The organism is Mesorhizobium sp. B1-1-1, from assembly GCF_006442955.1.
Taxonomy (GTDB): Bacteria; Pseudomonadota; Alphaproteobacteria; order Rhizobiales; family Rhizobiaceae; genus Mesorhizobium.
Map to the genome: position 1 here is coordinate 112,844 of NZ_VFWW01000005.1, position 19,913 is coordinate 132,756.

Annotated in this window: 17 protein-coding genes; 4 read left to right on the top strand and 13 right to left on the bottom strand. The window is 65.7% G+C overall.

From position 1 onward, the window contains the following. Positions 1-64: 64 nt before the first annotated feature. Positions 65-1,051 (top strand): ABC transporter permease, encoded by a 987-nt coding sequence (locus FJ986_RS11350; RefSeq protein WP_140516049.1) that lies wholly within the window; start codon positions 65-67, stop codon positions 1,049-1,051. 48 nt (positions 1,052-1,099) lie between these two features. Here FJ986_RS11350 and FJ986_RS11355 read toward each other — a convergent pair whose 3' ends face one another. Further along, positions 1,100-1,540, bottom strand: coding sequence for a hypothetical protein (locus FJ986_RS11355; protein ID WP_140500175.1), 441 nt, complete (start codon positions 1,538-1,540; stop codon positions 1,100-1,102). 296 nt (positions 1,541-1,836) lie between these two features. Here FJ986_RS11355 and FJ986_RS11360 point away from each other — a divergent pair, with 296 nt between their 5' ends. Then, entirely contained in the window at positions 1,837-3,822 is a 1,986-nt protein-coding gene (locus tag FJ986_RS11360; RefSeq protein WP_140630638.1) for an ABC transporter ATP-binding protein/permease, read from the top strand. Between the two features lie 18 nt (positions 3,823-3,840). On the opposite strand, the gene FJ986_RS11365 is transcribed toward FJ986_RS11360, so the two are convergent. The 12 genes from FJ986_RS11365 to FJ986_RS11420 form a co-directional block, all read right to left on the bottom strand. Then, complete coding sequence (locus FJ986_RS11365; protein ID WP_246681799.1) at positions 3,841-4,347, bottom strand: invasion associated locus B family protein; 507 nt, start codon at positions 4,345-4,347, stop codon at positions 3,841-3,843. Between the two features lie 175 nt (positions 4,348-4,522). Next, entirely contained in the window at positions 4,523-4,990 is a 468-nt protein-coding gene (locus tag FJ986_RS11370; protein ID WP_140674301.1) for a DUF4189 domain-containing protein, read from the bottom strand. A gap of 50 nt (positions 4,991-5,040) precedes the next feature. Then, positions 5,041-5,727 (bottom strand): hypothetical protein, encoded by a 687-nt coding sequence (locus FJ986_RS11375; RefSeq protein ID WP_181181869.1) that lies wholly within the window; start codon positions 5,725-5,727, stop codon positions 5,041-5,043. Positions 5,728-5,740: 13 nt separating this feature from the next. Further along, positions 5,741-6,328: an invasion associated locus B family protein gene (locus tag FJ986_RS11380; RefSeq protein ID WP_140674303.1), complete on the bottom strand. Its 588-nt coding sequence runs from the start codon at positions 6,326-6,328 to the stop codon at positions 5,741-5,743. Positions 6,329-6,335: 7 nt separating this feature from the next. After that, on the bottom strand, positions 6,336-10,739 hold the full coding sequence (locus FJ986_RS11385; RefSeq protein ID WP_140671004.1) for a YadA-like family protein: 4,404 nt from the start codon (positions 10,737-10,739) through the stop codon (positions 6,336-6,338). 196 nt (positions 10,740-10,935) lie between these two features. Next, a complete protein-coding gene (locus FJ986_RS11390; protein WP_140663686.1) occupies positions 10,936-11,454 on the bottom strand; it encodes an AraC family transcriptional regulator in 519 nt (172 codons plus the stop codon). 174 nt (positions 11,455-11,628) lie between these two features. Further along, on the bottom strand, positions 11,629-12,819 hold the full coding sequence (locus FJ986_RS11395; protein ID WP_246681793.1) for an AraC family transcriptional regulator: 1,191 nt from the start codon (positions 12,817-12,819) through the stop codon (positions 11,629-11,631). A 107-nt stretch (positions 12,820-12,926) separates the two neighbouring features. After that, the gene (locus FJ986_RS11400; RefSeq protein ID WP_140500096.1) at positions 12,927-13,127 is read right to left on the bottom strand and encodes a hypothetical protein; all 201 of its coding nucleotides are present in this window, start codon (positions 13,125-13,127) and stop codon (positions 12,927-12,929) included. Between the two features lie 187 nt (positions 13,128-13,314). Continuing rightward, positions 13,315-14,406, bottom strand: coding sequence for a BsuBI/PstI family type II restriction endonuclease (locus FJ986_RS11405; protein ID WP_140500097.1), 1,092 nt, complete (start codon positions 14,404-14,406; stop codon positions 13,315-13,317). Beyond that, positions 14,403-16,175, bottom strand: a complete 1,773-nt coding sequence (locus FJ986_RS11410) for an N-6 DNA methylase (protein ID WP_246675676.1) — start codon at positions 16,173-16,175, stop codon at positions 14,403-14,405. Before FJ986_RS11410 ends, FJ986_RS11405 begins: the two co-directional genes overlap by 4 nt. A 131-nt stretch (positions 16,176-16,306) precedes the next feature. After that, positions 16,307-17,851 (bottom strand): ATP-binding protein, encoded by a 1,545-nt coding sequence (locus FJ986_RS11415; RefSeq protein WP_140500100.1) that lies wholly within the window; start codon positions 17,849-17,851, stop codon positions 16,307-16,309. Positions 17,852-18,056: 205 nt separating this feature from the next. Continuing rightward, a complete protein-coding gene (locus FJ986_RS11420; protein WP_140558904.1) occupies positions 18,057-18,749 on the bottom strand; it encodes a glutathione S-transferase family protein in 693 nt (230 codons plus the stop codon). 221 nt (positions 18,750-18,970) lie between these two features. Here FJ986_RS11420 and FJ986_RS11425 point away from each other — a divergent pair, with 221 nt between their 5' ends. Both FJ986_RS11425 and FJ986_RS11430 read left to right on the top strand, forming a co-directional pair. After that, positions 18,971-19,276 (top strand): hypothetical protein, encoded by a 306-nt coding sequence (locus FJ986_RS11425; protein WP_140500102.1) that lies wholly within the window; start codon positions 18,971-18,973, stop codon positions 19,274-19,276. Positions 19,277-19,525: 249 nt separating this feature from the next. Continuing rightward, positions 19,526-19,897 (top strand): endonuclease domain-containing protein, encoded by a 372-nt coding sequence (locus FJ986_RS11430; protein ID WP_140521473.1) that lies wholly within the window; start codon positions 19,526-19,528, stop codon positions 19,895-19,897. The last annotated feature ends 16 nt before the right edge of the window (positions 19,898-19,913 follow it).

The window sequence follows — 19,913 nt, forward strand, 5'->3', positions numbered from 1 at the left end:
GAGATGTCCGGCAGGACAGAGGGGGCCGCCGTAGGGCGCTACATTTGCAGACAAGAGCCACCCCATGAGCACGTCAGCAATCACGCCCCAACCCGTCCCCTTCGGCCGCCGTGTCAAACGCTTCATGGCCGACCGGCCGCTGATTCCGCTGGTCATCCTGCTGGTCATCCTGGTTGTGATTTTGCAGATCCTGCGCCCCGGCATCGTCAACGAGCGCTGGATCGCCAACACCATCAAATTCGCCATTCCCTTGGCGATCCTTGCCGGCTGCCAGACCATGACCATGCTGACCGGCGGCATCGATCTCTCTGTCGGCACGGTGGCGACGATGAGCGCCTTCATCATGGCTACGCAAGCCGTCAACCAGGACCCAGCCGTGGCCTTCCTCCTGGCGATGATGCCGGCGGTGCTGATCGGCCTCGTCAACGGCATCGGCGTCGGCGTCTTCCGCGTCCATCCGCTGATCATGACGCTGGGCACCAGCCTGATCGGCACCGGCTTCCTGCAGGTCTATCAACGCACGGTGATCGCCTCGGGCGCCAAGATCCCCGATTTCCTCGCCTGGCTCGGCACCGGCGTGACCGCAGGGTTTCCCAACGCGCTGCTTCTGTTCGTCCCCGTCGCGGTGCTGATCGTCTTCGGCCTCAACCGCACCGGTTTCGGCCGCCTGCTCTACGCCGTCGGCGACAATGAGCGCGCGACCCGCCTTTCCGGCGTGCGCTACTGGCAGGTTATCACCGCGCTCTACGTCCTCTCCAGCCTGCTCGCCGGCATCACCGGCTTGCTCTATATCGGCTTGATCAAGGCCCCTTCCCTGTCCCTCGCCGAACCGCTGGTGCTGCCCTCCGTGGCCGCCGCCGTCATCGGCGGCACCTCCATCTTCGGCGGCCGCGGCGGCTATACCGGCACCATCATCGGTGCCTTGATCCTGACCGTGCTGACGACGCTGCTGACGATTTTGCAGATGCCGGAGGGGGCAAGAAGGATCCTGTTCGGCCTGATAGTGCTGTTCGTGACGGCGGCCTATCTGCGGATCGTGGAGGAGCGGTAGGGAGGGGCCGCCGGCTCATCCCTCGAAACACCGACGCAGTGACCGCCCTCACTTCACCGTGATGCTCATGCCGCTGAGATCGGCGTTGACTTGCAGCCCTACCTGCCTGCCCGTGAGCTCGAGCTGGGCGCCCTTGTCGTTGGTCATGACGATCACCTGGGCGCCCTTGCCGAGCGCGCCGCCGCCGCCCGCCGCGCCGTACACACCCGTCACGTCCCGGGCGCGCTTGATATGGCGCACGGTGCCCCGGAAATAGGTCTTGGAGGCACCGAAGGCGAGGCCGCCCGAAATGCCGCCGACCGAGATCGGATACCGGCGGCCATGGAAGGTCAGCGTGCCCTCGCCTCCGGCGCCGCCGATGAAGAAGGCCGCCTTGTAGATGGAGAAGCGGATCGTTCCGGTGTCGGCGTGCGCGACACTGGCAAAGCCAACGCCCGCGGCAGTGATCACGGCGATGGCGACTGAACGAAATCTGGACGAAATCTTCATGACAAGGGGCTCCTCAAGGTCGCTGCTCACCCGACCGGGCCGGGACGTCGGCGTCGCATCGAAGTTCATGGCTAAACAGTCTCGCCCATCATTGGTTCCAAGCACACGGTCTCGTTCCGGCTGCGAGGAGACCGTCGCTAAACGGGCCCGCCGGCTGGCGAATTGTCCAGCGGCGGCTGGCGGCATCGCGGGTCGAGCAGGGGAGCACGGGGAGACCCATGGCGCCGTCTGGAGCGGGCCTGGTGAAACTTTTTGATTTTTAGGCCGTTGTCGCCGTTACATCCGAGGCTGAACTCATGCCGAAAACGGTCGACGGCGCCAGGCGGCGCAAGGCAGAGAAGTCGCACCAGGAGAAGGCCTCGACAGTCGAAGTTGCGTCCGAGGTCGTGGGCGAGGCTGCGCCACCGCCCGGGGCCATCGAACCCGGTCCGGAGCTGACGCCGCAGGAGGCCGAGCAGGCGCGCAAGCGATACCTGCTGAGGCGCTTCTGGATCAGCGCGCGCGGCTACTGGAGCACGCGCGGCGACAAGCTGGCCTGGCCGTTCACGCTCGGGCTGTTGATGCTGATATGCATCAATGTCGGCTTCCAGTATGGGATCAACATCTGGAACCGCTCGATCTTCGACGCCATCGAGCAGCGCAACGCCCACACCGTCTATGTGCTCAGCGCCGTGTTCCCGCCGCTGGTGGTTGGAAGCGCAAGCCTTGTCGTCGCGCAAGTCTACCTTCGCATGACGATCCAGCGCCGCTGGCGTTCCTGGTCGACCACCGCCATCATCGCGCGCTGGCTCGCAAGCGGCCGCTACTATCAGCTGAACCTCGTGGGCGGCGACCACACGAACCCCGAGGCACGCATCGCGGAGGATTTGCGGATCGCCACGGAATCGCCCGTCGATTTCATCTCCGGCGTGATCAACGCGTTTTTGTCGGCCTCCACTTTCATCGTGGTGCTGTGGACGATCGGCGGGGCGCTGACTTTGCCGATCGGAAGCTGGAGCGTCACCATTCCCGGCTTCCTGGTCGTGACCGCGGTGATCTACGCCGCCATCACCTCCACTTCGATGGTGGTCATCGGCCGCCATTTCGTGCGGCTCTCCGAGCAGAAGAACCAGGCGGAAGCCGATTTCCGCTACACGCTGACGCGCGTGCGCGAAAACGGCGAGAGCATCGCCTTGCTCGGCGGCGAGGAGGAGGAGCGCAGCGGCATCGACAAGACGTTCGGCACGGTGCTCCGGCAATGGGCGCTGCTGACAGGCCAGCACATGCGCACGGCGCTGGTGTCGCAGGGGTCGAGCCTGTTTGCACCGGTCGTGCCGATCTTGCTTTGCGCGCCAAAATTTCTCGAAGGCAGCATGACACTTGGACAGATCATGCAGGCTGCCTCAGCCTTCGCCATCGTGCAGGCCGCGTTCGGATGGCTGGTCGACAACTATCCCCGCCTCGCCGACTGGAACGCCTCGGCACGGCGTATTGCCTCGCTGATGATGTCGCTTGACGGGCTGGAGCGCGCCGAACGCAGCGACGCGCTGGGCCGCATCAGGCACGGCGAAACCGAAGACGGTGCGATGCTCAGCCTGGACAATCTCTCGGTATCGCTCGACGACGGCACCGGCGTGGTCAAGGAAACCGAGGTCGAGATCGAGCCTGGCGAGCGGGTGCTGGTGGCCGGCGAATCCGGTTCGGGCAAGAGCACGCTGGTGCGGGCCGTCGCGGGCCTTTGGCCGTGGGGTGGCGGCAGCGTCGACTTCCACCCCGGCAGGCGGCTGTTCATGCTGCCGCAACGTCCCTACATCCCCTCCGGGACGCTGCGCCGCGCGGTCGCCTATCCGGCCGCCGCCGACAACTGGACGCTGGAGAAGATCAACGCCGCCCTCGACAAGGTGGGGCTCGATTATCTCAAGGACCGGATCGAGGAAGACGCGCCCTGGGACCAGACCCTGTCGGGTGGCGAAAAGCAGCGGCTCGCCTTCGCGCGCCTCCTGCTGCACCATCCCGATATCGTCGTTCTGGACGAAGCGACCTCGGCGCTCGATGAGAAGAGCCAGGACAAGATGATGGAGACGGTCATCCATGAATTACCGAAGGTGACCATCATAAGCGTCGCGCATCGCGCCGAGCTGGAAGCCTTCCACAGCCGCAAGATCACATTGGAGCGGCGCGAGGGCGGCGCAAAGCTTGTCAGCGATATCAATCTTGTCCCGCGCAAGGGCGGACGGAACCTGCTCAGGCGCGCCTTGTGGGGCTCCGGCGCAGCGGCCCAAAGGCCGCGCGAGCTGGACTAAAGCCGACTTCGCCCCTCCTCAGCGCCCGCTCAGCGCCGCGACGCGGTCGAGGGCGGCGCCGAGGCCTTTCAGGGAGACGGGGAAGTTGAGCTTGGTCTCGGCGTCGGTGATGACGTTGAGCGTCAATACGCCGCCCGCCTTCAGCTTCTGCGCAAGCGCCCGGTCGATCGGAAACTGCGCCACGCATCCGTTCGGCAGGCAGGTGCGGAACCGCAACTGTCCGAGGGGCGGCTGGTCGTCGATCTGGATCGTCACGCCTGGATCGAACAGGATGCCGAACGGCAGAAGCAGGGTTCCGGTCAATCCACCCTTCGGCCCCGCCCGCAACTCCACCGCCAGCAGCCTCTGGCCGTTCTTCTGCGTCTGGTCCTGCGAAACCGAGCAGGCGCGTGCATTGTCCTGGATGGTGCAGGCCAGGCTCCAGTCCTGATAGGTCTCCTGGAGCGACGACGCGCCGTTTGGAAGCGTGGCCGCGTGCTGTTGTTGCGCACAGGCACTCGATGCGGCCAGGGCCGCCGCGCAGATTGCGGCCGCCTTCAGAAGAACAAATCTGTCAAACAACGATGGCGACTTTCTCTTTCGGGGTTCACGCGCATGGCCCCGAAAACCGGATGGGATTTTCGGGGCCGTGGGCATGGTCATCTGCCTCACGCAGGGTGCAAAAGCAATTCCAAAGCGCGTCGCGTGAGCGCGGTGCGCTTCAGGTACAGACCCACTCGCGGATCTTGCATTCGGTTCCCGCCGCCTCGCAGGCTTGCAGAGCGAGGTCTTCCGCGTCCTTGCGGGTCTCGGCGGAGTTCGCGCCCCACGGCGTCAGCCGGTCGCTCTGCTTCTCCTTAGCCACGGCCAGGGCGCCGCAGTGCTTGTAGGGAAAGCCCGTCTCGTCGTCGTCTGTCCAATGGCGATGATTGCGGAACACCGTGACAACAGTGCAGCCCTTGCCGCCGGCGTTCTCGCAATATTTCATCGCGGCGTCCTTCGCCTCCTGGCGCTTGTCGGCGCCCCAGAAGAAGCCGTGCTTGGTATCGATGCTGGAATAGGCGATCGCCCCCCAGATGCCTTTTTCCTCCTTCGGCTCCGGCTCCGGCGGCGCCACAAGGTCGGCCGAGACAACCTGCCCGCTCCACAGCAGGGCCATGCACAAAGCTGCCAGACGTCGCGATTTCATGGTCTGCAATCCTTTCCAGGAGCCCTCGCCCATTCGCCTATCCCGTTGTCTCACTTCGACGCCGACGCGATGGAAATCACCACGCAGCTATTGCCGGTCGGCAGCAGAAGCGCTTCGCCCGAATTGCCGCCCAGCTCGTACACTTCGACCTGGCCGAGATGGTCGGTGATCTTGCTGCCTTGCGGAAGAACGGACGGGATCTCCGAACACGGGCTGGCGAACGGCGCCACCCGCACCATCGCGCCTTCGCAGCCGGAAGCGGTGGGCGATGCGAAAACCACGCCGGCGGCCGGTCCGCTGTATTTTTCCGTCGCATAATCCATGCCGACGAGGGCCTGCACGGCGTGCTTGTCGGCGGCCTGGTCGTTCCACAAGGATTTGACGCTGTATTTAGAACCCGTCGTCAGCACCTGTCCGAGCACAGGAAAGATCGTCGAGCAGGCCTGCACCCCGGCCTGTTTGACATGTTCGAGGAAGGGCGAGTCCGGCAATGCGGGCGGCGCGATCCCGGCCTGTGCGGCCGTCGGGGTGCCGACGAGACCGGCGATCGCGGCATAGTTGGCGGCAGCGAAGCCGATGCCGATCATGGCCAGCCCCAGCAGCGAGAAGCCCAGGACGCGCGGCCACCGCCGCTGCGGCTCGGCGCCCCTCTTGCGATCGGGCTCGACGATCCTCTTGCGGTCCGGCTCCACGCTCAGGCCGCGCGCTGGGGAGATGGACGGGTCTTGCTGGCTCACGGTGCTGCCTCGGTTATTTGATTGGCGCAAGGGCCTCGGACAGCCCCTTGAGCGTTGCGGTCACGGTAATCGTCTGGCCGTCGACGGTCGGGTAGGAGATGGCCGGCGTCGCTTTCTGCACTATCTGCTGGCGCATGACGGGCCCCACCGGCAGCATGCCGACGCAGACCACTTCGTTGCAGCCGTTCAAGTGGACGTCGATCGGGTCGCGCCCGTCGAACTTCAGCGACACCAGGCCGTCGCTTTTGGCGTTCGGCGCGGTGCGCAGGATCATGTAGGGCTTGCCGTCCTGCGTGGCCGCGAGCGACCAGCTGAAGGCCATCCTGCCGGCCCCGTCCTCGATCACCTGCGAGACATTGCAGACGTTCTTGCGCGCCTTGAGGTTCTCGTCGCAGATCAGCGTCCAGTTCTCGAAGGGCCGGATGGTGCGCTGGTATTGGCCCAGCTTCACATCCGGCGGCACCGCCACGTCGGACGGCTTGATCCTGTAGGGCGCGGTCGCTTGCGCGGCGGCTGGCCCGGCGGCCAAGGACAGGCCGCCGGCAAGCGCCAGGCAGGTCAGGAGGAAAAGCCGGGCATGACGGCTGGTTGCCCCGTTCATTCCCGCCTCAGTTCAACGTGAAGCTCAGGCCGGCGCCGACACCGACATTTCCGCCCGCCGCCGTGCCCGAGACATTGCCGCGGATGCGGCCGTCCTCGCTGGTGTAGCCCGCGCCGAAGGCAAAGGCGCTGGCATCCCGCCAGAAGCCGCCGCCCGCCGCGACGCTCAGCTTTCCGGGACGGTCGTCGTAGCGCAGCGAGGCGGCGGCGAGGCCGATTGCCGCCGCTTGCCGGGCTTCGTCGCGGATGCCGCTGATGTCCGAATTCAGCTGGCCGAGTTTCTGGTCGGTATAGTCGTTGGCCTGTTGCAGGGTCGTGGCCGCCACCTTGTCGGTATAGCTGTTGGATGTGCTGATGGCGGTGTCCAGGCCCTTGGTCAGCTGGTTGACATTGACCGCGTCGGTGCCGGCGACGCCGGGTCCGACATTGGAGATGACGACCGGCGCGTTGACGTCGCCGCCTTGCAGCGTGATGGTGTTCGTCTTGGCGCCGCCCTGCGTGTCATAGGTCACCGCATTCTGGTTGAGATTTCCGACGCCCGTTTGCAGGGCCTCGATCGCCTGGTTGGAGGCGAAGAGCTGCGAACCGTTGATCGCGTCGGTGCTGTCGGCGGCGATCCGTCCGGCAGCGACATTGGTGATCGTCCTCTCCGCGCCGGCATCGCCGACGCTGACTGTTCCGGTCGGCGTCGTGCCGGCAAAGGCATAGGTCTTGCCGTTGATGACGGTGCTGGAGGTGCCGACGGCGCTCTGCGTCACCGAGCCGGAGCCGAGCGCCACATCGTTGGCGTTGTTGGCCTGCGCGCCCTGGCCGAGCGCGACGGCGCCCGTCCCGGTAGCGGTAGAGCCATGGCCGGCGGCCAGGCTGTCGTTGCCGCTCGCCACGCTTTCGGGTCCGATCGCCACGGCGTCGGTGCCGCCGGCGATACTGTCGGCCAGCGACGAATTGGCGTGGAAGTACTTGATGCCGCCGCCATTGCTGATGGTGGTCAAGGCATTGTCGACCGCCGTGAGCCCGTCATAGACGGTCGTGTAGGTGTTGCCCTGGACGGTGTAGGTCGGCCCGGTGATCGAGCCGTCGGGGTTGAGCGTGGTGGTGCCGCCGAACAGGTTGGTCACGTTTTGCGACACGCCGCGCAGCTGCGAGACGTTGACGCCGTCGGTGTCGGCCGAGCCCGCCGCGACATTGGTGAGCTTGCGTTCAGCTCCGGCGTCGCCGATCGACACCTCGCCCACCGAGGTCTGCGGGGCGGTCAGGGCAAAGGCCGCGTAGCCGGCCTGCGCGCCGACCGAGGTGATGGACTGCGCGCCCAGCGCCACGCTGTTGATGAAGGTGCTTTGCGCGCCGGCGCCGAGCGCCACCGACTGGATGCCGGAGGCGAGCGAATTGGTGCCGAAGGCCAGGCCGTCCGCCAGCATCACATGGGCGTTCTGGCCGATGGCGGTTCCGCCGGGCGCCGTCTGGTCGACGATGGCGCCGTTACCGATGCCGATGCCGTTATCGCCGTTGACGACCGTGGTCGGACCGACCGCGACCGATTCCGCGCCGACCGCCAGCGAGTCGGCCGCCACCGAATTGGCATGGAAATACTTGGTCGAGGTGGCCGACACGGCGGCGATGGCGCCCGCGAGCTGGCGCACCGTCACCGCGTCCTGGTCCTGCGTGCCGTCGGCGACATTGGTGATCTGCCGGTAGGAGGTGGCGTTGCCGACCGAAACGGCGCCGAGCAGCGCCTTGTCGGTGGTGTTGTACTGGATGAAGTTGGATGGGCCGGCGGGCAGTTGCCCGGTAGCCGGAGCGATCGGACGATCGGAGAGCGAACCCGAGCCGAGCGCCACGCCGCCGTCGATGCTGGCATTGCTGTCGCGGCCGAGCGCCAGCGCGCTGACGCCGGTCGCGGTCGCATTGTAGCCGACCGCCGTGGAACCGACGCCTTGGGCGAAGGAATCGGTCTGCGCCAGCCCGAACTCGTTGGTGCGGGCATAGCGGATGCCTTCGCCATTGGCGTCGGTGAAGACGGTCGACGTGTCGCCGGTGATGTTGTTGATCGTGTTGCCGAGATTGGTCACGCCAGCGCCGATATTGGCAATGTCGGTCGTGTTCTGGGTCACCTGCTGGTTGGTGGCGAAGAGCTGCGAGCCGTTGACGGCATCGGTCGAACCGCCGTTCAACTGTCCGGCCGCGACGTTCTGGATCTGGCGCTCGGCGCCGGCCGAGCCGACCGAGAAGGCGCCCGCCGGCGTGCCGCCGGCGAAGGTATAGTTGACGCCGCCGATCGTCGTGCCGCCGACATTGGTCGTGGCGCCCGACGTCGAATTCAGGCCGATCGCGACATCGCCGGCATTGTTGGCGACCGCATTCGGGCCGACAGCGACGGAATCGGCTCCCAGCGCCTGCGAATCCGCCAGCGTCGAGTTGGCATGGAAATACTTGATGCCGCCGCCGACATTGATGTTGTTGACGACGGCGCCGATGGCATCGACCGCCTGGTTGGTGGCGAAGAGCTGCGAGCCGTTGATGGCGTCGGTCGAGAGCGCGCTGATCCGCCCAGCCGCCAGGTTGGTGATGGTGCGTTCCGCGCCGGCCGCGCCGATGCTGACCGTCGAGGTCGGGTTGGTGCCCTGGAAGGCGTAGGTGGTGCCGTTGACCACCCCGCTGGCCGTGCCGACCGCCGTGGTGGTCACCGAGCCCGAACCGAGCGCCACGTCGCCGGAGCTTGCCGCCGCCGTCGCGCCATCGCCAATCGCGACATTGCCCGCAAGACCGGCGGCGCCCGCCGTCGAGCCGTTGCCCAGCGCCACGGAACCTTGCCCGATCGCCTTGTTGCTGTTGCCGATCGCGACGGCGCCGTTGGCCATGTTGGCCGCGGTGGCGGTCGCCGTGCCGTCGCTGTTGGCGATGTTGTTGGCGCCGCCGGTGAAGGCGCCGGTGCCGCTGGCATAGCTCGGGTCGCCGATCGAGACCGCGCCGTCGCCAAAGGCGGTGTTGCCGGAGCCGATGGAGACGGCCTTGCCGCCGGTCGCTACCGCATTGGTGCCCATGGCGACCGCTTCGGCGGAATCCGCCTTGGCGCTGGCGCCCAAGGCGATGGTGTTAGCCGCCGTCGCGTTGGTCGAGGGGCCGATGGCGATGGAATTGGCTCCGCTCGCGGTACTGGTGGCGCCTACCACAATGGAGTAGGCGCCGGACGCAGTGGAGCCTGCGCTGCCCACCACGGTGGCGCCGGCGCCAGTGGCGTTGACGGAAACGCCAAGCGCCACGGCCTGCGTGGCTGTCGCGTTGGTAGAGGAGCCCATGGCGATGGCACCGTCCTCCGTGGCATTGGCCAGCGTGCCGAGCGCCATCGCGTTGTTCTTATTCGCAAGCGCGCTGGTGCCGATGGCGATGCTGTTGGGCACGGCCGTGTCGGCCTGCACGCCTGCCTGCGCGCCCACACCGAATGCAATGGACTGGTTGCCCCAGGCGCTGGCGTTCTTACCCATCGCCGTGGCGCCCGTTCCCGTTGCCTTGCTTTGGCGTCCGATTGCGGTGGTGTCGACCTGAGACGCCGTCACGTCCGTACCGATAGCAATGGCGCTCTGGGCCAAGGCTCCCGTCCCGGCAGCGGTGCGCGAGCCGAGATAGACGGCGTTTATCGCGGTTGCGGTCGACTGGAAGCCGACGGCGACGGCATTTTGGCTGTTCGCAACGGTGCTGGTGCCTTGTGCAACAGCATCCAGCCCGGACGCCCCTGCGAACTGCCCAATCGCAGTGCTGCGCAGCCCGCTGGCTACGGATCCGTAGCCAGCGGCGAACGCATAGTTGTTGCTGGCCGTGGCGCTGACACCGACTGCGGTGGAGTTCCCTCCCGAAGCTTGGGCGTTGGTGCCCAGCGCGCTGGCCCCGGCCCCAGTGGCACCCGCGGCGACGCCGATCGCTACCGTGTTGATATTGTTTGAAATCGTACCGGAGCCGATCGCCACTGCGCCGCCGGTGCCCGTGGCCGACGCGGTGCGACCAATGGCGACGCCGTATTGCGCCGTCGATTGGGCCTGGAAGCCGAGCGCTATGGCCCAGTTAAGGCTGGCGTTTGAGCCGTTTCCGACCGCGATGGCCTCGGGAGCGGTCGCCGAACCGCCGCCGGCCTGATATTGCGCCTGAGCCGGCGTCGCGGCCATGCCGATCGCGAAGGCGCCCAGCGTCACGGCTGTCCCGAGCGCCCCGCCGACGCCCAGCGTTCCCAGCCCCAAGCGCTTGCGCCCCATGCCCAGCGCACGATGCGCCATGCGCAGGACCGCCATCAAGCGGCGCCGGGCCGAACGGGACCGAGGATCGCCATTCGCGATCCAGTGACTGGCGAAATGCGCCGCACGGCGCTGAACAAGGAGCGAGCCGCCCGAAATATGGCCGCCCGAAATATGATTGTCGGTCATGGTTCCCTCTCCGCTGGCCGGCACGAAATGTCTGACACTTCCACTCCACAGCAGGAAGACATGATTCCCCTTCGCGGTATTTCACGAAATTGCTGTCTTGTGAGAAAAGATACGAGCATATACGCGGAGGTTAACGGCTCGTTACCTTAGCAACTGCTTTAAAATCAAGTAATCAAATAATGACGAGAGCGCGGCTTCATCTAATCTTTGCGTTAAACTTGCCCGCCCGCGCCTGCATCGGCGTCATCTGCCGGTATTTCTTCATCATGGTGGTGAAGTGGCTCTGGCTCGAAAACCCGCTGAGATGGGCGATGTCGGCGATGGTCATGCGGCTGTCGGCAAGAAGTCTTTCCGCGAAGTCCAGCCTGAGATCGAGAACATATTGATGCGGCGGCATGCCGAACGTCTTGGAGAAGGCGCGCACGAAGTGGTACGATGAAAATCCGCAGACGGCGGCCATTTCGGCAAGCGCCAGCTTGCGCGAGAAGTTCTCGTTCAGGAACTCCTGCACCTTGCGCGCACTGCGGACGGAAAGCCCGCCCTTCACGTTGAGCAGCGGCTGCCGGGCCGAATTGGCTCCGGAAACCGATCCGGGGGGACCATCAGCGCCCGGCATTTTTCGGCCTCCCGATATTTCCAAGATGAACTTCAACCCGAGGCCTCCCTCCCCGTTCCCCCGAAAAACAATTCGTGATTGATCGAAGCGGGCCCGCATCGCCAGCCCCGCTCATGTGATCGATCCGGCCGGATGGCAAGCAATGCGCGAACCGAATGGCATTCCAAATGACTCCAGCAAAGCTTGGGGCACAGGTGGTGACGGACGTATTTTGAAAAACTCCGGAAGCCTTGTAGGAAATTCCGGTCTTGGCTCGCTGGCCGGCAGCTGTTGCTACTTTGCCATGGTCGGGCTTTCAATTCCTGCGGAAAGCGTCACCAGTCTGCCTGGCGTTCTTCCCCTGTATCTCTTCATGGTCGCGGCCAGGTGGCTCTGATCCGAAAATCCGGCAAGGTAGGCGACTTCGGCAATCGGCAACTCTCCGCCGGCCAGCAGCTTTTCCGCGAGGTCGAGACGCAAGTTGATCATATACCGATGCGGCGGCATGCCGAATGTCCCGGCGAACCTTGCGATGAAATGATTTGGTGACACCCCCGCGACCGACGCGAGCTCGGCGACCATGACTTTCCGCACGAAGTTCTGGTCGAGATACTCTCGCACGCGTCGGGCGCCAACGGCGGAGAGCCCGCCTTTGGGCGACGCGGCCTGCCTCTTGCGACCCGTATAACCGCGCAGCAGATGCACCCCGAACACCGTCAGCAGCGAGTCCAGATAGAGCTCGTTCGGCGGCAGCCTGTCGGTCAGTTCGGCAGTGATCATCTGGGCTATGTTGAGCGCCCTCAGGTCAACCGTGCCGAACGCGGGCGGCTCGAGCTTGACGTCCGGGAGATCGAACTCATGGGCCGCCAGCTCGGACAGCGCTTCGGGAGAGATCGAAACGACGGCGTTCTCCCTGGTCTGCGACCAGGCCAGCGTGCTGTCGACGCCCGCCGGGTTGACGACGAGACAGCCGACCGGCGCATCGTACTGCGTGATCCTGTCACTGCCGAGCGAGGCTCTCAGCTTGCGTGCCGGCCTCAGCACAATCCCCGTGGAATGCTCCCTGGCCAGGAATTTCTGCGATCCCGGACTGCGGACGGAATAGATGACGCTTCCGCGGGCGGTGGCTCTTCTGGGACCAGCACTTTCCGGAATGATATCCAGGACGTATCGAGCTGTCCGCTCTTGATCGACGCCCTGGGAATCGCCGCTTTCCCGAGCCCCGCCCGCATGTTTCATAGTTGTTGCCTCAGCCGGCTTACCGCCGCTTGGTATCCCCTTCCCCTGACCCGGAATCAACGTAACGCACACGCCTCGAATTGAAAAGAACTTCCACGCGCAAAGAAAATTCTTTATTCGAGATAAGAAAGAAGAACTGACCGTCGAAGGAAGTTCAGCAGCATTTCTGTCAATAGCGAAGAGCCTTGACGGATCTTCGCTTCCGGATTCGTCGGCCCGGGCGTAAGCCGGCAACGCATCGGTCACGAAGGAGGAGTTCACATGCGAGGCTGTGTCGGCCCCATGGTTCGACAGCGTTGTTCGGCATCAGTGGCACGCAACGGCGCGGCGCGGAGCCAGCCGTTCACGGCCGTCTATTGCGGGTCCCCGCGACCTTTTTCGTAAAGATCCCACGCGAGTTCCACAAAAGCCAGAAGCACATCATCCTTGTCCCAGCCGGCCGCGACAGCCGCCTCGACGATTTCGCCCACGAGAGGCAACAATTGGCGCTGGCAGGCGAGCGGGATGTCAGCCTCGGATTCATCCACTGGAGGTCCATCGAAGTTGAACTTCATCGTTTGGCGCTCCCCTCGCCATCAAACGAAATGCTACTCGTTCCCAACAAACGAAGTGCTATTCGCCAGACCTTATTCCTATACAATAACTCCAACATTAAACATAGCAGGCTAGGCCGCCAACGGAGCGCAACACCGGATAATCCGTGTATCGACCGGCTGTCCTAGTGACGCTGGGGAAGCGTTATTACATCACTGTCCAAGGCAAGCTGCCGAATGGACGCCCGTCGGCCGCGCCGTCATGAAGCACGAGGAGTTGGCCGGGTTCGGAGACGAACCAGGCGAACGAGCCCCAGGCAAGCTGCGCGACGGTCTTCTTGAAGCCGGCGGACTGGCGATCCTGATAGGCGGTCAGGAACGCGATCTGTTTTCGGTCGAAACCGGCCGCGTCCGTGACAGCATGGAGGGCATCGCGCCGGCGATCCGTGATCGCGCCATCGGTCGCCACCACTTCCACGAACAGGATCAACGGCTCCTTGCGGCCGAGATCGGCGAGGATGATGTCGGGCAAGTTCCTGTCGGCCTCGATCTTGAGGCCGATCGCACTGGCGATGGCGTCGTCGCGCAGGACCACCTTGTTGCCGCTCTCGCTCAGCCACAACATGGCAGGGGCGGCGAGAAACCGTTTGGCGAACACCTCGATGACGGCTTGCGCGATGACCGAACTCGGTCCCGGCGCCAAAAGCCTGGTGTCGCCGTTCGGAAACGTGACGCGGATGCCGGCGGTGTTGGCGACGGCGCCGGCGCGCATGATGGTCACGCGGGCCAGCGCGCCCTTGCTGAGATGCGTTTCCTGGAAGTCCGCGATGGCGGTTTCCAGCGCCTCGCCTTCCAGCGCCGGGTCGAACAGGGCTGCAAATGCCGCCCTCAGCGCGTAGCGGGGCTGGCCTGAAGTCGTCGGCAGATCCTCGCGACGCAGCACCGCGCCGATCGCCACCAGCCCGTCCCGCAGCGTCTCGTCGCGGATGGGCTCGCGCGTATTGTCCGCGTACCAGCGTGATCCCGCGACGGCGCCGTTCTTGCGCAGGACAGTTGCGGCGTAGGCATCCCGATCTGCATCGTCCGCCAGCGCCGCCTGCTCGCGGGTCATGCGATAAACATGGACAGGGCCCAGGAATCGCCCCGAACCCTCGACGGCGCCGATGTAGAGAGCGGCGAACACGGTGCTGGCGGCAAGTTCGCGGATGCAATAGATGCGGTTCGGCGTGCCCTCCGGAAAGATCAGCGGCAGGCGCCCGGCGACAAGATCGCGCGTCGCATAGGGCGGCCGTGCCGTCATGCAGGCTCACCGTAGAGGCGGCTGCATTCCGCCTCGATCCTGTCGCGCGGTGCACCGGCCATGACCAGCCTTTCCAATGCCTGGATGCTCCTGGGCGACGGCAGTGGCAGCGCTTCGAGCTCGAAGGCGGAAACGGCGACGCTGCCGCTGATGCAGCGGAAAAGATCGTCGACGACACGGCTGTTCAAAAGCGCCGCCACGACCGCCGCCGGCACCTTCGTGCTGCCGGTCGCGCGGACCATGTTGAGATGGTTTTCGACGACGACGCCGCCATGCGCATCGATGAATTCCTGGCGAAGTTCGGCGGCAATCAGGCGCCGGGCCTGTTCCTTGGCGGTGGTGCGCTGGACGAGGATGCAGGGCGCCTCGACAAGCAGCCAGCCGTCGCCGGCCTCCAGCTTGAAGTAGGGAGCGTGGTTCTTCTTGCGCGCGCGATAGGCGAACTGGCCGTCGGCGGTCACGGCTTCGGCCCAGATCAACGGATGCACCCCCTTGCCGCCGGCGCGATCGCGCAATTGACCCTTGAAGCGGTTCCAGACCAGCGGGCCGGTCGAGACCCCATAGCCCCAGTCGGCAAGGCGATGCGTCATCGTCTCGGCCTGGGCGATGAGCCGGCTGTGCTCCGGCGTGCGCGGCGCAAGCCAGGGCATGGCGCGGTCGGATGGCAAGCCAATCGTGCCGTTGCGGGCAATCCCGGCCTCGGTCTCGGAGGCGACGGTCAGGTAGTGGATCTGCGCGCGCCGCGGCTCGGCGCCGTTGACGTAGACGGCAAGCAGCGTCTCTTGCAACACATCCTCGAAAACGCCGCGGCGCGCATGCACGAAGTCGATCGCGACGGGCGGCGCCTCCTTGGCCAGAAGGCTGCGCAGCGCCGAGTAGTATTGGCCGCCGAGAAAGCTTGTCGGCGTCAGGAAGGCGATAAGGCCGCCAGGCTTGGTCCAGCGCAACGCGGCATCGGTGAAAACGCCGTAGAGATTGGCGTGCCCGTAGAGGCCGCGCGCATAGCGCTCGCGCAATTGCGACGGCAGCGAGACCCGCCCATAGGGCGGATTGCCGACGACGAGATCGAAGACGGGTTCCGGATCGGCTTCAAGCGTGTCGCAGGCCGTCACCATGGCCGGGGCGGCGCGCCCGGCCCTGGTCGCAATATCGGCGAGCGCGATCTCCAGGGCGCCTTGCGCCAGCCGCGCCGCGAGAGGATCGAGCTCGAAACCGGCAAGCCTGGTGCCGACATGGCTGAGCGCGAAGGCGGGCTCGCAATCGCCGAGCGCGGCGATCATGCGGTGCGCGGCATGAAACAGAAACGTCCCACCGCCGGCGGCGGGATCGAGAACCCGCGCGCTGCGCCAGTCCAGGCCCTCTTCCTCGGCCTGGTCGAGCAGGCGGTTGACCAGCGCCGGCGGCGTGTAGAAGGCACCGCGCTCACCGCGCTCCCTGGTCGGCAGCAGGACCGGATAGAGGCTGGTGACGAGATGCAGCGCTTCGAGGATCGGCAGCCGCGCGGCGGTCTCTCCGATGCTGTGCGCAAGCGCGGAGGCCGGCTCGTCCAGCGCTTCCGTTTCGAAGGCGAGCGAGGGGCAGATCGCCGGAGAAATGCCGAGGGCCGCCGACAAGGCCTCCAGCGCGCGCCGGGTCAGCGAAACCGCATAAGTTTCGCGGTCGCATTCGTCGATCGTCTCGCACCATGCGCGTGCCAGAAGGCGAGCCTTCGACAGCTCCGCGCGCGCCGCTCGCAATGCATCAGCCGCCGAGCGCAAGACGGCAGGCAATTTCGACCCACGAATCTGTGAAATTTTTCCCATCGCCCTCGACCGTACCGCGCAAGACTCACCGATGCGATAGAGTATCACATGTTCTCGTTATGTTCCAGTGGACAACCGCAACCGTCCCGCCCACGCCATCACAGCGCCAGGCTGCCCTGCTCCGCCTCCTCGGCATTGGGATCGCCCGGCGCCGCGTTGCGGTCGCCCGGCGCCGCATTGGGGTCGCCCGGCGCCGTCGCCCAGGCGAGTTCCACCAGCGTCACGGTGCGCCGGCCGGTGCCGTCGAGCTGGCACACGATCAGGCCCTGCTCCTCGATGTAGGTGAGCAGGCGCCGGGCGCGGCGCATGGAGTGCGAGCCATAGGCGCGGGCGATCGCGGCGTCGCTCGGGCAGGGCCAGCCTTCCTTTGCCGCGCGGGCGATCATCATGAACACGCCCTGCATGTCCTCGGGCAGCAGCGAGGCGCGCACGGAGACGTCGCGCCACGCATCGTCCTCGGCCATATCGGAACCCACGCCGGCGCGGGCGCGCGTCAGCATGCGGCGGAACTCCTGCAGATCGGGCACGACCGACGCCAGCCCCTCGATGCGGCAGCGCACCACGAACTCCTGGTAGAGCACGCCGATGACGCGGAAGCCCGCGTCGGGCTCCGCCAATATGGCGCGCAGGATGCGGTCCATACGCTCGCGCCGCTCCGCCAGGTCCTCGGCGCTGGGCGCCGGCTCGGCCGGTTCGGGGCGGATCTCCAGCGCCGCGGACTTCGCCGCCATCAGCTGGTCGAGCAGGTCCGGCGATGTCACCCGCCGCTGCGGCCGCACGGCCTCCGGCGGCGGTGCCGCCAGGATGATCGCGCGGGCGTCCTCCAATGCCGCTTCCGGCAACGGCATCAGGCGCGGCGTGCCGTTGCGCGGGCTGGTATCCGTCGGGCCGATGCGCAGGCCGAGCGGACGGCGCGACAATGCCGGGCCCAGCGCCATGAAATGCCCGCGCTCCAGGTCGCGAAAGGCCTCCGCCTGTCGCCGCTCCATGCCAAGCAGGTCTGCCGCGCGCGCCATGTCGATGTCGAGAAAGGTGCGGCCCATGAGGAAATTGGAAGCCTCCGCCGCGACATTCTTGGCAAGCTTGGCAAGGCGCTGCGTGGCGATGATGCCGGCAAGCCCGCGCTTGCGGCCGCGGCACATCAGATTGGTCATGGCGCCGAGCGAAAGCTTTCTCGCTTCGTCGGAAACCTCGCCGGCCACCGCCGGCGCGAAAAGCTGCGCCTCATCCACCACCACCAGCATGGGGTACCAATGGTCGCGCGCCACCTCGAACAGCCCGCCGAGGAAGGCGGCGGCGCGCCGCATCTGGTTCTCGGCGTCGAGCCCTTCGAGATTGAGCACCGTGGAGACGCGGTGGATGCGCGCCCGCTCGCCGGCGCTCTGCAACCCGCGCTCGGTATGTTCCTCGGCATCGATCACCAGATGGCCGAAGCGTTCGCCCAGCGACACGAAGTCGCCTTCGGGGTCGATGATGGTCTGCTGCACCCAGGGCGCGCTCTGCTCCAGCAGCCGGCGCAACAAATGAGATTTGCCGGAGCCCGAATTGCCCTGCACCAAAAGCCGCGTCGCCAGCAGTTCCTCAAGGTCCAGCGCCGCCGGCGCGCCGGCGGTCGTCTGTCCCATCTCGATCGCAACGGTCATGTCAGACTCAGCCGCTCCTTCGCAGAGGGACTTATCAATCCGATTGCAAAGCGTCGAGCGCCGATGGCCGCCGGTTGGGCGTTGCGCACAGTTGTGCGAATGCTGCCTGCCTGATGCGAACCTCGGACCGGCTGAACGATCGCATGACAAGCGCGCAATCGTTTCGGATGGACGTGAAAACAAGCAGTTGAAGCGGAATCGCGATTCAAGCCCTGAAGCCTGGTCGACCGCTCCCGCGTCGTCTCACGCGGGCATCACCGTCCGGGGGGACCGGTGCCAATGCGGGCGCGTCCAGCCCCTGGAACGGATCGCGCCAGGCCTCGATCTCTTCGAGCCGGCGATACCAGCGCTCGATTTGGGGATAGTCGCCGAGCGGCAAGCGGGCGGCGTCGTTGAAGGGTAGGAACGTCGCCATGCGGAAATCGGCATAGGAGACCGAAGTCCCGGCCAGCCATGGCCGCCGGCCAAGTGCCGCCTCGAGGATCGGCGCCGTCCTGTGGAACTGTTCCAGTCCCTCCGCGACCTTTTCCGCGTCGATCGGCCCGATGCCATAGCGCTGCTTGGTGCCGCGCTCGAAATGCACGATGTCGCAGGCCCTGACGAACTCCTCCTTGCCCCAGCTCAGCCAACGGATCATCTCGGGTTCGTCGTCGCCCGCGCGCCAGAAATCCGAACCCAGGTCGCGCGAAAGCCGGCAGGCTATGGCGTCCGCTTCCCAGAGGCTCCCTCCAGGCCAGGCCAGCAAGGGCAGGGAAAGATTGGGATTGAGCGGACGGAACCGCTCCGCCTGCCCCGGCGCCATGGGCGAAGCGAATTCGAACGCGACTTTCGCCCCGAGGTGACGAGCCACCGCGACTCCCAGGCGCGGATTGGGGTTGCGGCTGAAGAACAGTTTCATCTCCGCGTCCGCCCCGTGCGGTTTCGGCCCGACCTTGTCACTCGCCATCGCCTCGCTCCTTGTTGCGGCATGCACGCCAAGGACGGATAGCGCCGATCGAATCCGACAATGCGGTCGCGACCGCAAGGACCGGTTTTGCGAAAAGTCCGGGTTGACCGCTTCCGGACGCGAGGCGACTATCCCTCTCGAAGCATGGCAATGGATCTCGAGGAGGATGAGCGATGGATGAGCCCGACCGCTGGCGCCACATGTCAAGCGCGCCCAAGGACGGCAGCCGGATCCTCGTCACGGTCCGGCCGTCCGAGCAGGGGCCGGCGGAAGTCGACCTCGCCTATTGGTCGGATGGCGACCAGTTCGGCGAAGAAGGCTGGCGCGCGTCGGACTCCTCGCCCGGCCGCATCGTCGAATATGCCGAGCCGGAGCTGAAATGCTGGATGCCGATGCCCTCGGCCAACCTCGCCCGCGCCTCCATGCCCTCGCCCTGGGAAGGCGACGACGCCCAGCAGCTGGACGGCTCGGGGATTTGAGGCACTGAAGCTGCTGATCTCCTGAGACGCCGGCGGGACAGCCCCCCTCTGCCCTGCCGGGCATCTCCCCCACAAGGGGGGAGATCGGCTGTCGCGAATGCTTTCGCCAATCTTCAACGTTGAAGAATGTAGCGCCGGAGCCAAAGCTGCCAATCTCCCCCCTTGTGGGGGAGATGTCCGGCAGGACAGAGGGGGGCGCCGTAGAGTAAAAACGTTGGTGACCAACTTCAGCATCAAGCCTCTCACACCATGCCACACACACCCTTGCCCCCAAGACACCGCGCTAACGCGAAATCGATGCGCAGGATCATGACCGATGCCGAACTAAAGCTCTGGAACGAGCTGCGTGCGCATAGGCTGATGGGCCTGGGCTTTCGCAGGCAATTCCCCATCGCCGGCTACATCGTAGACTTCGCCTGCCCGGAGAAAAAGCTGATTGCAGAGGTCGACGGTTCACAACATGGCGACCCGGGTCTTGCCAATGCTGACGAGGCCAGAACCAAACGCTTGGAACAGGATGGCTGGATCGTCTTGCGCTTCTGGAATGACGATGTCATCCGCGACATAGACAATGTCTGCCAGCATATCGTTATCGCGGCTGGTTTGGCAGACGCGCCCTGACAGGCTGGCGGGACAG